The following is a 13,769-nucleotide window of genomic DNA, read 5'->3' as shown; positions in this document are numbered from 1 at the left end:
GCCGCGTTCCGAGTCATCGCTGCCAGAAGGCTCGCCGGGCGGGTGCTCATCGTAGGCGCGGGCTGGGCGGGGCGGGAGAGGATCCCACCCGCGCCCGGAACGCGCGCCTCGTCGGCCCGGCATGAGGGACGCCTACCGATCAGAAGTCGACCGGCGGGAGCTCGGGGCCACCCGCGGCGTCGCCGGTGGTCTGACCGACGCCAAGCTTCTCGAGGATCTTCTTCTCGATCTCGGCGGCCACGTCGGGATTCTCCTTGAGGAACTCGCGCGCCTTTTCCTTGCCCTGGCCGAGCTGGTCACCGTCGTACGTGTACCAGGCGCCGGACTTGCGGATGATGTTCTGCTCGACGCCGACGTCGATGAGCGAGCCCTCCCGCGAGATGCCCTTGCCGTACATGATGTCGAACTCGGCCTGCTTGAACGGCGCGGCCACCTTGTTCTTCACCACCTTGACGCGGGTGCGGTTGCCGATCACGTCGGTGCCGTCCTTGAGGCTCTCGATGCGGCGCACGTCGAGACGGACCGAGGAGTAGAACTTCAGCGCGCGGCCACCGGTCGTCGTCTCGGGCGAGCCGAACATGACGCCGATCTTCTCGCGCAGCTGGTTGATGAAGATCGCGGTCGTGCCGGAGTTGTTCAGAATACCGGTGATCTTCCGCAGTGCCTGGCTCATGAGACGGGCCTGGAGACCGACGTGGCTGTCGCCCATCTCGCCCTCGATCTCGGCCCGCGGCACCAGCGCGGCCACCGAGTCGATGACGATGACGTCGAGCGCGCCCGAGCGGATCAGCATGTCGGCGATCTCGAGCGCCTGCTCACCCGTGTCGGGCTGGGAGACGAGCAGCGCATCGGTGTCGACGCCCAGAGCCTTCGCGTAATCCGGGTCGAGCGCGTGCTCGGCGTCGATGAACGCCGCGATGCCGCCGTTGCGCTGAGCGTTGGCCACCGCGTGCAGCGCGACCGTCGTCTTACCGCTGGACTCCGGGCCGTAGATCTCGATGACCCGGCCGCGCGGCAGACCGCCGACGCCGAGCGCCACGTCGAGGGCGATGGAACCGGTCGGGATGACGGCGGTCTCGACGACCGGCCGCTCCCCCAGCCGCATTACCGAGCCCTTACCGAACTGCTTGTCGATCTGAGCCAACGCCAGATCGAGCGCCTTGTCCCGGTCGGGTCCTGCCACCATGTCCGCCACCCCTGTACTCGATTTCGCGGGCGTCTTCGCCGTTGCGCTTCTGTTCACCACGGCAACAAGGTAGGCGCTGGGTATGACAAAAATCGACCGGCCTGCCGTGGCCTGTGGATAACTAAGCCGCTGTGGACAATAGCCGAACACTTGTACGACGAACGAGTGACACGCCAGAACGGGTGTACGAATCGGGTCACCGCAGGCGGGAAGGCACCCGATCGGGGTACGCGGCCACAACGGCACGCCAGATAGTAGCCGTATCGATACCGTCCGCAATTGCTTTGTCGATCGTCCGGTCGCCGAGGCCGGCAAAAGAATGGTCGGCTGCGATGCTGCGCGCGTAAGCGGGCCCGAAGGCCTTCTCCAGCCGTGTCCAGAAATCCGTCAACCGCACATCACGAGCGTACCCATTCTCCCGCCGGCCCCGATCCGGCCTCAGCCCCGCAGCCGCCGATACGCGCGGGCCGACAACGGCAGGAAGATTGCCGTGATCAGCAACGGCCAGCCCAGGGCCAGCCACACCGCCGCGTCGGCCAGCGGGCCCGCGGTGATGCCGGTCGGATTGCCGAAGAGCTCGCGCACCGCGGACGCCGTCGCGGAGAGCGGATTCCAGGCGGCGATCGCGCCCAGCCAGCCGGGCATCGTCTCGGCCGAGACGATGGCGGTCGACAGGAACCCGATCGGCCACACCAGGACCTGCACGGCCATGGTCGCCCCCTCACCACGGAAGCTCAGTCCGATGAAGATGCCGATCCAGAGCATGGCGAACCGGAAGAGCAACAGCAGCAGGACGGCCAGGACGGCCGAGCCCGGGTCCGAGGTGACCCGCCACCCGATCAGCAGGCCGCCGGCCAGCAGCACCAGCAGCTCGACGGCCGAGTTGGCCAGGTCTGCCCCGACCCGGCCCAGCGCCACCGAGGCGCTGCCGATGGGCAGTGATCGGAACCGGTCGGTGATGCCCTTACGAGCGTCGCCGGCCATCGCGGTGGCCGTGCTCTCGACGCCGAACATCATGCTCAGCGCCAGCATGCCGGGCAACAGAAAGGTGATGTAGTCGCCCCCGCCGGGCACGCTGATCGCGCCGCCGAAGAGGAAGCCGAAGACCAGCAACAGCATGATCGAGAACATCAGGCCGAAGATCGGCGTCCACGGCTGGCGGACCCAGTGGGCGAGGTTCCGCTGGGTGAGGATCCACCCCGCGCGTACGGCGGTCATCGTGCGGCCTCCCGTGGAGCGTCGGTCAGGGTGAGGAAGACCTCGTCGAGGGTGGGACGGCGCAGCACCAGATCCTCCGGTGTGACGCCGCACTCGTCGAGGGCCCGGACGACGCGGGAGAGGCCGGTGACCCCGGAGCCCACCTCGAAGGTGAGGCTGTGCGTGTCGGCGTCGGGAACGGCCGGGATCCCGGCGGCCGCACCGAGCCGCCCGGCCAGGTCGTCCAGAGGCGTGCCGGGCTCGATCGTCAGCGTCACCCGGTCACCGCCGATCTCGCGCTTGAGGGCATCGGGAGTGTCGTCGGCGACGATCCGGCCGTGGTTCATCACCGAGATGCGTGCGGCCAGCTGATCCGCCTCGTCGAGATACTGCGTGGTCAGCAGCACCGTGGTGCCCGCCGCGGCGACCTCGCGGACCGCGGCCCAGACCTCGTTGCGCCCTCGCGGGTCGAGCCCGGTGGTGGGCTCGTCGAGAAAGAGCACGGCCGGGGTGAGCAGGAAGCCGGCGGCGATGTCGAGACGCCGCCGCATGCCACCGCTGTACGTCGAGACCGCCCTCTCCGCCGCCTCGGTGAGCCCGAACATCTCGAGCAGGCGGTCGGCCGCGGCCCGGGCGTCCACCGTGGTCAGACCGTAGAGCCGCCCGAACATCACCAGGTTCTGCCGGCCGCCGAGGATTTCGTCGACCGCCGCGTTCTGCCCGATCAGGCCGATCCGCCGGCGCACCCGCGCGGCCTGGGTGCGTACGTCGAAACCGGCAACTCGAGCCGTGCCCCCGTCGACGTCGATGAGGGTGGCCAGCGCCTTGACCGCCGTGGTCTTGCCCGCGCCGTTGGGGCCGAGCAGGCCGTGGATCACGCCGGGCGCCACGGCCAGGTCGAAGCCGTCCAACGCCTGCACGTCCCCGTATCTCTTCCGCAGTCCTTCCGCCATCAGATTCACCGCTGCTCCTAACTCCGTATGCCTTACGGTATTTGGGTGCGCGGAACACCGTACACCCCACGGGGTAATCTGTGCACATGGATCAGGACGTCGACCGCACCTTGACCCTGCTGTGGCGGCGGGTGCTCGGCACACCGCAGGGTTCGCGCGGGCCGAAGCAGCGGTTCACCGTCGACGAGGTGATCCGGGCCGGGATAGCGGTGGCCGACGAGGAGGGGCTATCGGCGTTCTCGATGCGCAAGGTGGCCGACCGGCTCGGCCTCAAGCTGATGTCGATTTACACGTACGTTCCCAGCCGCGACGAACTCATCGGCCTGATGGTCGACGAGGCGATGGGCGAGCCCGCGCTGCCGCCGCACGAAGGCGACTGGCGGGAACGGCTGGTCGTGGTGGCCCGGCAGATGTGGGACGAGTTCCATCGGCATCCGTGGCTGCTCCAGGTCGAGCAGAGCCGGCCGTGGATCGGGCCGAACGGCTCCGACCGCTACGAGTGGCAGCTGACCGCCATCGAGGGGGCCGGGTTCACCGACCTCGAGATGGATCAGGTCATCACGCTGATCAGCGACTTCACCGCGGCGTCGGCCCGGGCCGACGTCGACGCCCGGCGCACGACCGAGCAGTCCGGCATCTCGGACGCCGAGTGGTGGGCGGTCAACGCCCCGGTGCTGGAACGCCTGATGCCGCCCGACGCCTACCCGGTCTCGGGCCGGGTCGGCACCGCGGCCGGCCAGGAGTACAACGCCGTCCGCGATTCGGAGCGGTCCTTCCGGTTCGGTCTGGACCGCATTCTCGACGGCCTCGAGCAGCTGCTCAGCTCACGGCCGAGGCCGCCACTTTAAGATCATCAACCATTCCCGCGTACGCGGTCTCGCGGTCGTCGGCGCGCAGAACCGCCGACGGGTGGATCGTGGCCAGCGCCTGGATCTCGGCGACCGGGAAGTCTTCGGGGTGCTGCGCCGAGGCCGGCCACGGCATCAGGCGGCCGCGCTGCTGGGTGACCCGGAAGGACGGACCCAGCAGGGCACGGCCGGCGGTCGCGCCCAGGATGACCACGAGCTCGGGCTTGAGCAGCGAGAACTCGGACACCAGCCACGGGCGGCAGGCAGTGATGTGCGCCGGACCCGGATTCTGGTGGATGCGCCGGTTGCCGCGCCGCTCGAACCGGAAGTGCTTCACCGCATTCGTGATGTAGACGTCGGCCGGGTCGAGGCCGGCATCGTCGACCGCCTCGCGCAGCAGACGCCCGGCCGGACCGACGAACGGCAGGCCCTTCTGATCCTCGACGTCCCCGGGTTGCTCGCCGACCAGCACCACGCGCGCGTCGGCCGCGCCCCGACCGAACACCGTCTGCGTGGCATCCGCGTAAAGCTCACAGCCCTCGCATCCGGCGGCGGCCGACTTCAGCTCCTCGATGCTCCGCGGCTCGGGCGGCACCCACTGCTGTGCGCCGACCGGCGCTTCGGTCCTAGGCATGGAGAAGGTTCTACCCGAAACGGGGGCGAAGAAGCATCCGCGCCCCCTAACGAGTCGGCGCGTAGAGGGACGGCGGGCGGACGGCCGCGGCCACCGCGTCGGCCAGCGCGGGCATCTCGCTCACGAGCAGAGGACCGATCGATATTCGTACGCCCGGGGGCGCCGACACCCGGAACAGGGAACCCGGCGCCACGGCATAACCCCCCTCGCGCAGCATGCCCACCACGCGGGTCTCGTCGGGCACGGGAACCCACACGTTGATGCCGGTGGCGCCCTCGGCCGCGATTCCCCTCGACGCGAGCGCCTCGATCAGGGCGCGACGGCGACGACCGTACGCCTGGGCTGCCTCGGACACCACGGCCGTGACCTCGTCGTCCTCCCAGAGGCGCAGGAGCATGCGCTGCAACACGGTGGACACCCAGCCCGAGCCGATGCGCATGCGCCCGACGACCCGGGCGATCGTGGCCTCGTCGCCGGCCAGCACGGCGATGCGCAGGTCGGGGCCGAACGGCTTGGACGCCGAGCGCGTGACGGCCCACGAACCGGTGACCGGGCCCACGCAGTGCGGCGACTGCTCGGCCAGCTCGGCGGCGTGATCATCCTCGATCACCAGCACGCCGGGACGACCCGCGAACAGCCGGCGCAACGAGGCGGCGCGGGCCTCGCTGACGGCGGCGCCGGTCGGATTCTGCGCGCGCACGGTGATGACCGCGGCGCGCGCCCCGGCCTGCAGGGCGAGGGCCATCGTGGCCGGGTCGGGGCCCTCCTGATCGACGGCGACCGGCAGCGGGCGCAGGCCGAGCGCGGCCACCAGGTCGAACAGATTGGCCCAGCCGGGATCCTCGACGGCGACAGCGTCACCGGGACGCAGATGGGCCGTGAGCAGCCGCTCGATGGCATCGAGGGTGCCCGAGGTGACGGTGATCTCGGCGTCGCCGGCCGGGATGCCGCCGGCCACCAGCCGCGGACGGGCCGCCTCGATCAGCTCGGGCATGGCCGCGGCCGACGCATATCCCTGCGGGGGCCCGTTGGTCTCGGCGACGGCCCGCAGAGCCCGATCGAGCGGCGGCAACAGCCGAACGTCGGGCTCGCCGGAGGAGAGGTCGAGCACGTTGTCGGGCACGGCCAGCCGCAGGGCCGAACGCGGGCCGGCCACGGGTGGGCGCGATCGGATGCGGGTGCCGCGGCGGCCCTCGGTCTCGACCACGCCACGCTGCCGCAGCTCCTGATAGGCCTTCGACACGGTGGCCGGACTGACGTGCAGGTTTTCGGCGAGCACACGGACCGGCGGGAGGGCCGCGCCGAAGACCCAATCGCCCCGGCGGACGCCCTCCTCGATGCTGGCGGAAATCGCAGCGGCACTGTCACCCTCGACCTGATACTGTGCTGACACACGAAGGATTCTGTACTAGTACAGAATAGAAAGCAAGGCAGGGAGGCCCGATGTCCGACACCTATACGCGGACGAGCCGCACGACCGCCACCCGTTATCGCGAGCGCATGCATTACGACCGCGCTCTCGCCCACGAGATCCTCGACGAGGCGTTCGACTGCACGGTGGGCTTCGTCGACGACGGTGAGCCACGAGTGCTGCCCACCCTGCACGTCCGTGTCGGCGAGACGCTCTATCTGCACGGGTCGTCCGGCGGCCGGATGGGTCTGTCGGCGCGCGGCGGCGAGGTGCCGGTCGCGGTCAGCGTCACCCTGCTCGACGGCCTGGTCTACGCCCGCTCACACCTGCACCACAGCGCCAACTACCGCTCGGTGATCGTGCACGGCCGGGCCCGCCTGGTCACCGATCCCGAGGAGAAGCTGGCGGCGATGGCGGCGCTGGTCGACAAGGTGGGCGACGGCCGGTCCACCGACAGCCGGCCGGCCGACACCAAGGAGGCGGCGCAGACCAGCGTGCTCGCTCTTCCGCTGGTCGAGGTCTCGGCGCGGGCCCGGCGGGGCGGCGTCATCGACGATCCCGACGACCTTCCGCTGCCGCACTGGGCCGGTGTCCTTCCCGTCCGCCGGGTCTTCGGCCCGCCCGAGACCGACGCCGGTGTCGAGGCCGGCCTCCCGGCCTATCTGCCCGGCGCCGAGCTGCCGTGGGCCGCGCCGGTGCCGCTGTCCGGCACGCATGTGCGCCTCGAGCCCCTGACGCTCGGCCATGCCGCCGGACTGGTCGAGGCGCTCGGCGACGACGAGGTGTGGGAGCACCTGCCCACCCGCCGGCCGCAGACGGTCGAGGCCATGCGCGATTATCTGGCCAAGCTTCTGCGCCACCGCTGGTCGGGCAGTCAGATCTGCTGGGCCCAGATCGATCCGGCCGACGGCCGCGTCATCGGCATGACCAGCTATCACGACGTCGATCCCGAGCGCCGGGCGCTGGCGATCGGGCACACCGTCGTCGGCCGGCCGTGGTGGCGCACGGGCGTCAACACGGAAGCCAAGCTGCTGCTGCTCGAGCACGCCTTCGACACCCTCGGGGCCGAGCGGGTGTTCTGGCACACCGACATTCGCAACGAGCGCTCCCAGCAGGCGATCGGCCGGCTCGGGGCGGTTCGCGAGGGGGTGCTGCGGCGGCACAAACAGCGGGCGGACGGGTCGTGGCGCGACACCGTAATGTTCGGCATGACCGTCGACGAGTGGCCCGCCGCCGGCCGCCGGTTGCGGGAGCTGCTGGCCGCGGGTGGTTCCACCGCCTTCGCGGCCGCCTAGGAGGGCGCGATGCTGGGGATCACCGACTTCTGGACGTACGTGATCGGCACGCTGGCGATCATCCTGCTGCCCGGGCCGAATTCCATCTTCGTGCTGTCGGTCGGCGCCAAGCTGGGCGTTCGGGCGGGCTATCAGGCCGCCGCGGGCGTGTTCCTGGGCGACGCGGTGCTGATGGTCCTGTCGGCAGCCGGGGCGGCCTCGCTGCTCCGCACCTATCCGCCGTTGTTCCTGGTCATCAAGTACGCCGGGGCGGCCTACCTGCTGTGGGTCGGGTTCGGCATCGTGCGCGGCGGCTGGCGAAAATGGCGCAGCCGGGCCGATTCGACGACGGTTGCGGCAATCGATGAACCACCCGAGGCACGCAGCCCGTTCCGCCGGGCCGCCGTGATCAGCCTGCTCAACCCGAAGGCGATCCTGTTCTTCGTGTCGTTCTTCATCCAGTTCGTCGAGCCGGGCTACGCCCATCCGGCCCTGTCGTTCCTGATCCTCGGCGCGGTGGTCCAGTTGTTCAGCGCGCTCTACCTGTCGGCCCTGATCTTCGGCGGCAAGTTCCTGGCCGGCCAGTTCCAGCGCAGACGCCGCCTGGCCGCGGGCGCGGCTGCCGGGGTGGGCGCGCTGTTCGTCGGCTTCAGCATCAAGCTGGCCACAGCCAGCGTCGGCTGACCCACCGACGCGGCCCTTCCGGCGCCCTAACGCGCCGCCTGATCCGCACGGGCGCGGGCACAGAGCCGACGGAAGTGCAGGCGGAGGGCCGGCACGGGCGCGGGTACAGAGCCGGCGGAAGTGCAAGCGGAGGGCCGGCACGGGCGCGGGTACAGAGCCGGCGGAAGTGCAAGCGGAGGGCCGGCACGGGCGCGGGTACAGAGCCGACGGAAGTGCAGGCGGAGGGCTGGCGCGGACGCGGGGAGGCCGAGCACCGGCTTCGGGACGGGAATGCGGGTGTTGGAGGGTGCCGCGGGCGGTCCGGCCGGAACCGGGCCGCCCGCGGGTGGCTGCATCTCGCCCCGCAGGGCGCACAGCCGAGGGGTCACTCCTCTTCGAAGCCGCCCTCGTCGTCGCCCTCGAAGGCCTCTTCCATGGCCTCGCCGAGGATCATGCCGCCGACTACACCGCCGGCCACTCCTGCGGCCATCGCGCCTGCGCCCATGCCTCGGCCGTGGCGGTAGTGGCCGTGTCCGCCGTAGCCCGGAGCTCCGTAGCCGGGGGCGCCGTAACCGGGTGCTCCGTGGCCGAGGGCTCCGTGGCCGGGGGCTCCGAAGCCGCCGGCGGAGCGCAGGCCCTGGTAGCGGCCGGAGGCCTCGGAGATCCACTGCTCGACTACCGCGGTCCAGTCGGTGGTGTCGGCGTCGGCGTGGGAGACGCGGAAACGGCCGTAGGCGTCGTGGCCGGCCTGCAGGAAGCCGCCCCGCTTGTCGAACTCGAGCACCACCTCGACGCCCTGCGGGTCGGCGATGAAGGTGACCTCGACCTCGTTGATGGCGCCCGCGTACTGCGGCGGGGGGTAGAACTCGATCTCCTGGTAGAAGGGCAGCGTCATGCGTACGCCGTAGATCGCGCCGTGCTCCAGGTCGGCGTTCTTGAAGCGGAAGCCCAGCCGGGCGAAGGCGTCCAGGATCCGCTCCTGCGCCGGCAGCGGGTGCACGGCCACGTGGTCGAGGTCGCCCTTGTCGACGGCCTTGGCCACCGCGAGTTCGGTGCGCAGCCCCATCGTCATGCCGTGCAGCCGCTGCCCGTAGACGTCGGTGATCGGCGTCTCCCACGGCATCGGGAACGAGAACGGCAAGTCACGCTGCTCGCCCTTCCGCAGTTGGAAGGGGCCGGAGACCGGCAGCCGGTGGAACTCGATGAGATTTTCGCCGTGCTCGGACTCGACCCGGGTCACCAGGCCGAGCACGATTCCCTCGATGGTGACGTCGTGGTCGCCGCCGGCGATCCGCACCTGACCCTCCAGGGCCAGACCGGGCCGCGTGTTCGGGTTGGCCAGCACGGTGTCGACGGTCGGCCCGCCGACGCCGAAGGCGCGCATCATCTTCTTGAAAACCACCGGGTCATTCCTCCTTGAATCAACGCTGGGGTGGCTCGGAAATCACTTACGACCGGGAAGCGGTGACGGGCGGCAGAACCGCGGCCGGCAGCGAGTCGGTCTCGTCGTCGAAGCGGCCGATGACCTGTTCGAGCAGGTCCTCCAGGGCGACGAACCCGACCTGGGCCGAGTCGTCGCCGGTGACGATCGCGAGCTGGGTGCGGCCGGCGCGCAGGGCCTCGACCGCCTCGACCACGTTGACCCGGGCGTCGAGCAGGAAGGCCGGCTCCATCAGTTCGCCGGCGGTCGCGGCCCGGCCCGTCGCGCTGGCCCGCACGGCCTCACGGACGTGCACGATGCCGACGACGACCTGGCCCTCGGCGCCGGTGACGGCGATCCGGGCGCGGCCGCTGGTCAGCGAGGCCAGCTCGATGTCGGCAACCGAGGCCGCTTCGGGCAGCGACACCAGCTGCGCCGTGGGCAGCATGACGTCGCGTACGGGAAGGGAAGCCAGGGCCAGGACGCTGGTCAGCAGCTCGCTCTGCTCGGCCTCGATCAGGCCTTCGGCCCGCGAACGGTCGAGCAGGATGCGCATCTCGGCCGGGCCGTGCGCCTGGGCCAGCTGGTCCTGCGGGCGCACGCCGAACGGTTTCAGAGCCAGGTTGGCCAGCGCGTTCAGCACGCGCAGGGCCGGGCCGACGATCCGCGCGTACATGCGGAACGGCCGGGCCAGCAGGATCGCCGAGCGCTCGGGGTCGGTGATCGCCCACGACTTCGGCATCATCTCGCCGATCACCAGGTGCAGGAACGTGACGATGATCAGCGCCAGCAGGAACGCGATCACGTGACTGGCCACGTCGGGCAGGCCCAGGGCGTGCAGGGCCGGGCCGAACAGGTGCTCCAGCGACGGCTCGGCCAGCGCGCCCAGACCCAGCGAGCACAGCGTGATGCCGAGCTGGGCGCCGGCCAGCATGACCGACAGTTCGCGGGTGCCGTCGAGCGCGGCCCGGGCCGCCCGGCTGCCCGCGGCGGCCGATTGTTCGAGGCGGTGCCGCTTGCTCGCCACCAAAGCAAACTCGGCGGCGACGAAGAAGGCGTTGCCGATCAGCAGCAACGTGACCCAGAGGGCGTTCATCGTGAGATCCGAACCATGTGAGGGACGTGCCGGTCGACGCTTTCCACCCGTACGGAAAGGGAACCGCCGTCTAGGGTGACCGAGTCGCCGGCCTTGGCCACCCGCCCGAGGCGGGCCAGCACCAGGCCGGACACGGTCTCGTAGTCGTCGCCGACCGGCAGGGCGACGCCGGTGGCATCGGTGATCTCGTCGATCCGCCAGCGGGCCGGGACGAGCCACGAGCCGTCGGGCTGGCGTTCCGGGGCGGGCTCGGCCTCGTCGTCCTCGTCGCGGATCTGACCGACCAGTTCCTCGGCGATGTCCTCGAGCGTGATGATGCCGGCGAAACCGCCGAACTCGTCGACCACGCAGGCGAGCTGGCGGTGCGCCGAGCGCAGGCGTTCGAGCACGGCCGGCAGGCGCAGCGACGACGGCACCAGCACCGGCTCCGACATCACCGACGAGACCGGGGTGGAGGCGCGCTCGGCGGGCGGGATGGTCAGGATGTCGGCGATGCTGACGACACCGGCGATCTCGTCGACCTCGTCACCGCGTACGGGAAAACGGGATCGGTGGGTGTCCAGCAGCGCGACCACGTCGGCCGCGGTCGCGCTGGCCGGCAGGGAGTGGACGTCGACGCGCGGGATCATCGCCTCGGCCGCCGTGCGACCACGGAAGTCCAGACCACGGTCGAGCAGCAAGGAAAGGTCGGCGTCGAGACCGCCGTTGGCCCGCGACTCGCGGATGATCTGCTCGAGATCCTCCTCGGTCGCGCCCTCGGGCAGCTCCTCGATCGGCTCGATGCCGATGCGCCGCAGCAGGCCGGCCGCCGTACGGTCGAAGAGCCGGATGATCGGGCCGAAAACGGTCAGATACATCAGCGTGGATCGGCTGAGGGCCTTGGCCAGGGCTTCGGCGCGGGCGATCGCGAGGTTCTTCGGGGCCAGCTCGCCGAAGACCATCTGCACGACGGTGGCGATCAGCAGGGCCGCGGCGACCGAGACGGGCAGGCTGACCGCGGTCGGCACGCCGGCCCCGTCGAGCAGCGCGGACAGGCCCTCGCCGATGAACGGCTCGGCGACGTAACCCACGAGCAGCGCGGTGACGGTGATGCCGAGCTGAGCGCCGGACAACACGAACGAGAGGCGCTCGGTGACCTTGAGAGCGCGGACGGCGGCCTGGTCGCCCTGTTCGGCGTCGCGGCGCAACTTGCCTCGATCGGCCGCGACATAGCCGAATTCCTGCGCGACGAAATAGCCGGTGACTGCCGTCACCACGAGCACCAGGAGAAGGCCGGTAAGGATCAACACGGCCGGCTGGAGCTCTGTTTGACGAAGATTGATCTGACGGGAAGCCGGGCCGAGCCCGGCTGTCTACTGCCACTCATGGCGGGAAAGCTTACCAATCCCGACTGAGGGAAAGCTGTGAGTCAGGCGGTCGGACGCTGAGCATAGAACGTGGTCAGAACCATGTTGATCTTTGCCAGGTCACCGGTCCAGTCGAAGTCGCGAGTGGCCCAGCTGATCGCGAAGCCGCGGCCCGCCTTGACGAACCAGCGGGTCTGGGCGTGCATGCGTACGCTGTCCCGATTGTACCGATATTCCCAGTCGGCGGTCTTGTTGAGCAGCGGCGTGCGGGCGAGGGACAACTCCTCGTAGCCGGGCAGGGCACCCGCCTTCACCAGACGCGTGGCTTCGGCGCGGCACGCCTTCACCGGGTCGCCGCTCGGATTGCGCCCGACGTCGAGGCTGAGCACGGTGTCGCCGACCGGGTCACGGAAGCAGTAGGTGGTGCCGATCCGCTGCCAGGTCCAGCCGTCGGGCACGGGCATGTGGATACCGGAGCCGTCGGTGAAGTAGGACCAGCCGGGGAACAGCGACCAGCCGCTGACTCCCCGCGCCGCGTCCCGCAGCGGCACCTTGGGGAGGGTTGCCGGCACCGGCCGATGGCAGGCCAGGGCCGAGAAGCCGGCGGCGACCGGCGTCGTGTTCCCGGTCGGCGGGGCCGGCGACGGCGCGGCCGGCGACGGCGCGGCCACCGGGGCCTCCCGCACGAGATAGCCGGCCAGGATGCCGCCGACGCCCAGCACGGCGACCAGGGCCAGGCCGGCCGCGACCAGGCTCGGGCGGGGCAGATGGCGCTTCTCCACCGAGGGGACCTCGACGGGAGCCGACACCGCCGAGGCGTGCGCACGCACCTCGGCCGACTGATCGACCTCGGCCCCGATGACCGCGCGGACCCGACGCGGCGAGGGCACCTTGGGCGGCACCGGGGTGGACGCGACGATCATCCGGAGGCGGCGCTCGACCTCGGCGGCGGTGAGCCTCTCCCGCGGCTGACGGCGCAGTAGTCCGGTCAGCACGGGGCCGAGCATCCCGGCCCGGGACGGCGGATCAGGATCTTCGGTGGCCAGCGCCATCAGGGTGGCCATGGCGTTGTCGCGGGCGTAGGGCGAGCGGCCCTCGACGGCGGCGTAGAGCGTGGCGCCCAGCGACCACAGGTCGGACTCGGGCGTCGATGTGCCGTCGCGGGCGCGTTCGGGCGACACGTACTGCGGGGAGCCGACGACCAGACCGGGACCGGTGACGGCGCCGTCGTCGACAAAGGTGGCCAGGCCGAAATCGGTCAGCACGACACGGCCGTCGTGGCCGATGAGCACGTTGTGCGGCTTCACGTCGCGGTGCAGCACCCCGGCGTCGTGGGCGGCGCGCAGCGCGTCGAGCAGGGCCATGCCGATCCGCGCGGCGGTGGCCGGCGAGAACGGGCCGTCCTCGTGGATGACCTGGTAGAGCGAGCGCGACGGCACGTACTCCATGACTATCCACGGCAGACCGTCGGCGTGCACGACGTCATAGATGCGTACCACGTGCGGGTGGGTGAGCCGCGCGGCGCTGCGGGCCTCGCGCAGGGTGCGATCGCGCAGCCGGGCGCGTTCCTCGTCGGTCATCCACTCGGGCGGGACGAACTCCTTGACCGCCACGTCGCGATCGAGCATTTCGTCGCGGGCCCGCCAGACCCGGCCCATGCCGCCGGAGCCGACCGGCTCGCCGAGACGATACCGACCGGCGACGAGCATGCGTGCGACCGCCATCCCGCCCCCACCCGTCG

General features: G+C 70.8%; 13 protein-coding genes. 3 read left to right on the top strand and 10 right to left on the bottom strand.

What is annotated here, in order from left to right:
• Positions 1-139: 139 nt before the first annotated feature.
• The 4 genes from recA to ACZ3I4_RS29550 all read right to left on the bottom strand — a co-directional run bounded on the left by recA (position 140) and on the right by ACZ3I4_RS29550 (position 3,336).
• The gene (recA, locus tag ACZ3I4_RS29565; RefSeq protein ID WP_465385291.1) at positions 140-1,186 is read right to left on the bottom strand and encodes a recombinase RecA; all 1,047 of its coding nucleotides are present in this window, start codon (positions 1,184-1,186) and stop codon (positions 140-142) included.
• 196 nt (positions 1,187-1,382) lie between these two features.
• Positions 1,383-1,583: a DUF3046 domain-containing protein gene (locus ACZ3I4_RS29560; RefSeq protein ID WP_465385290.1), complete on the bottom strand. Its 201-nt coding sequence runs from the start codon at positions 1,581-1,583 to the stop codon at positions 1,383-1,385.
• A 41-nt stretch (positions 1,584-1,624) separates the two neighbouring features.
• Complete coding sequence (locus ACZ3I4_RS29555; protein ID WP_465385289.1) at positions 1,625-2,404, bottom strand: ABC transporter permease; 780 nt, start codon at positions 2,402-2,404, stop codon at positions 1,625-1,627.
• Positions 2,401-3,336, bottom strand: a complete 936-nt coding sequence (locus tag ACZ3I4_RS29550; RefSeq protein WP_465385379.1) for an ATP-binding cassette domain-containing protein — start codon at positions 3,334-3,336, stop codon at positions 2,401-2,403. Before ACZ3I4_RS29550 ends, ACZ3I4_RS29555 begins: the two co-directional genes overlap by 4 nt.
• Positions 3,337-3,422: 86 nt before the next feature.
• Between ACZ3I4_RS29550 and ACZ3I4_RS29545 the strand changes: the two genes are divergently transcribed.
• Positions 3,423-4,184, top strand: a complete 762-nt coding sequence (locus ACZ3I4_RS29545; RefSeq protein WP_465385288.1) for a TetR/AcrR family transcriptional regulator — start codon at positions 3,423-3,425, stop codon at positions 4,182-4,184.
• Here ACZ3I4_RS29545 and ACZ3I4_RS29540 read toward each other — a convergent pair.
• Together ACZ3I4_RS29540 and ACZ3I4_RS29535 are read right to left on the bottom strand one after the other, a co-directional pair.
• The gene (locus tag ACZ3I4_RS29540; RefSeq protein WP_465385287.1) at positions 4,156-4,818 is read right to left on the bottom strand and encodes a UdgX family uracil-DNA binding protein; all 663 of its coding nucleotides are present in this window, start codon (positions 4,816-4,818) and stop codon (positions 4,156-4,158) included. The genes ACZ3I4_RS29545 and ACZ3I4_RS29540 overlap by 29 nt on opposite strands.
• 46 nt (positions 4,819-4,864) lie before the next feature.
• Positions 4,865-6,211: an aminotransferase class I/II-fold pyridoxal phosphate-dependent enzyme gene (locus ACZ3I4_RS29535; protein ID WP_465385286.1), complete on the bottom strand. Its 1,347-nt coding sequence runs from the start codon at positions 6,209-6,211 to the stop codon at positions 4,865-4,867.
• Between the two features lie 50 nt (positions 6,212-6,261).
• On the opposite strand from ACZ3I4_RS29535, the gene ACZ3I4_RS29530 reads away from it, so the two are divergent.
• The gene (locus ACZ3I4_RS29530) at positions 6,262-7,524 is read left to right on the top strand and encodes a bifunctional pyridoxamine 5'-phosphate oxidase family protein/GNAT family N-acetyltransferase (protein ID WP_465385285.1); all 1,263 of its coding nucleotides are present in this window, start codon (positions 6,262-6,264) and stop codon (positions 7,522-7,524) included.
• 9 nt (positions 7,525-7,533) lie between these two features.
• The gene (leuE, locus tag ACZ3I4_RS29525; protein ID WP_465385284.1) at positions 7,534-8,187 is read left to right on the top strand and encodes a leucine efflux protein LeuE; all 654 of its coding nucleotides are present in this window, start codon (positions 7,534-7,536) and stop codon (positions 8,185-8,187) included.
• Positions 8,188-8,551: 364 nt separating this feature from the next.
• Here the strand turns inward: leuE and ACZ3I4_RS29520 are convergent, their stop codons facing one another.
• The 4 genes from ACZ3I4_RS29520 to ACZ3I4_RS29505 form a co-directional block, all read right to left on the bottom strand.
• Positions 8,552-9,568: a sporulation protein gene (locus ACZ3I4_RS29520; protein ID WP_465385283.1), complete on the bottom strand. Its 1,017-nt coding sequence runs from the start codon at positions 9,566-9,568 to the stop codon at positions 8,552-8,554.
• Between the two features lie 46 nt (positions 9,569-9,614).
• Positions 9,615-10,682, bottom strand: coding sequence for a hemolysin family protein (locus ACZ3I4_RS29515; RefSeq protein WP_465385282.1), 1,068 nt, complete (start codon positions 10,680-10,682; stop codon positions 9,615-9,617).
• Positions 10,679-11,971 (bottom strand): hemolysin family protein, encoded by a 1,293-nt coding sequence (locus ACZ3I4_RS29510; RefSeq protein WP_465385281.1) that lies wholly within the window; start codon positions 11,969-11,971, stop codon positions 10,679-10,681. The genes ACZ3I4_RS29515 and ACZ3I4_RS29510 overlap by 4 nt, the downstream gene beginning before the upstream one ends.
• Before the next feature lie 119 nt (positions 11,972-12,090).
• The gene (locus ACZ3I4_RS29505; RefSeq protein ID WP_465385280.1) at positions 12,091-13,752 is read right to left on the bottom strand and encodes a serine/threonine-protein kinase; all 1,662 of its coding nucleotides are present in this window, start codon (positions 13,750-13,752) and stop codon (positions 12,091-12,093) included.
• Positions 13,753-13,769 lie beyond the last annotated feature (17 nt).

The organism is Actinoplanes sp. NPDC021490 (genome assembly GCF_055562135.1).
This window is presented reverse-complemented; position numbering and strand designations above follow the sequence as displayed.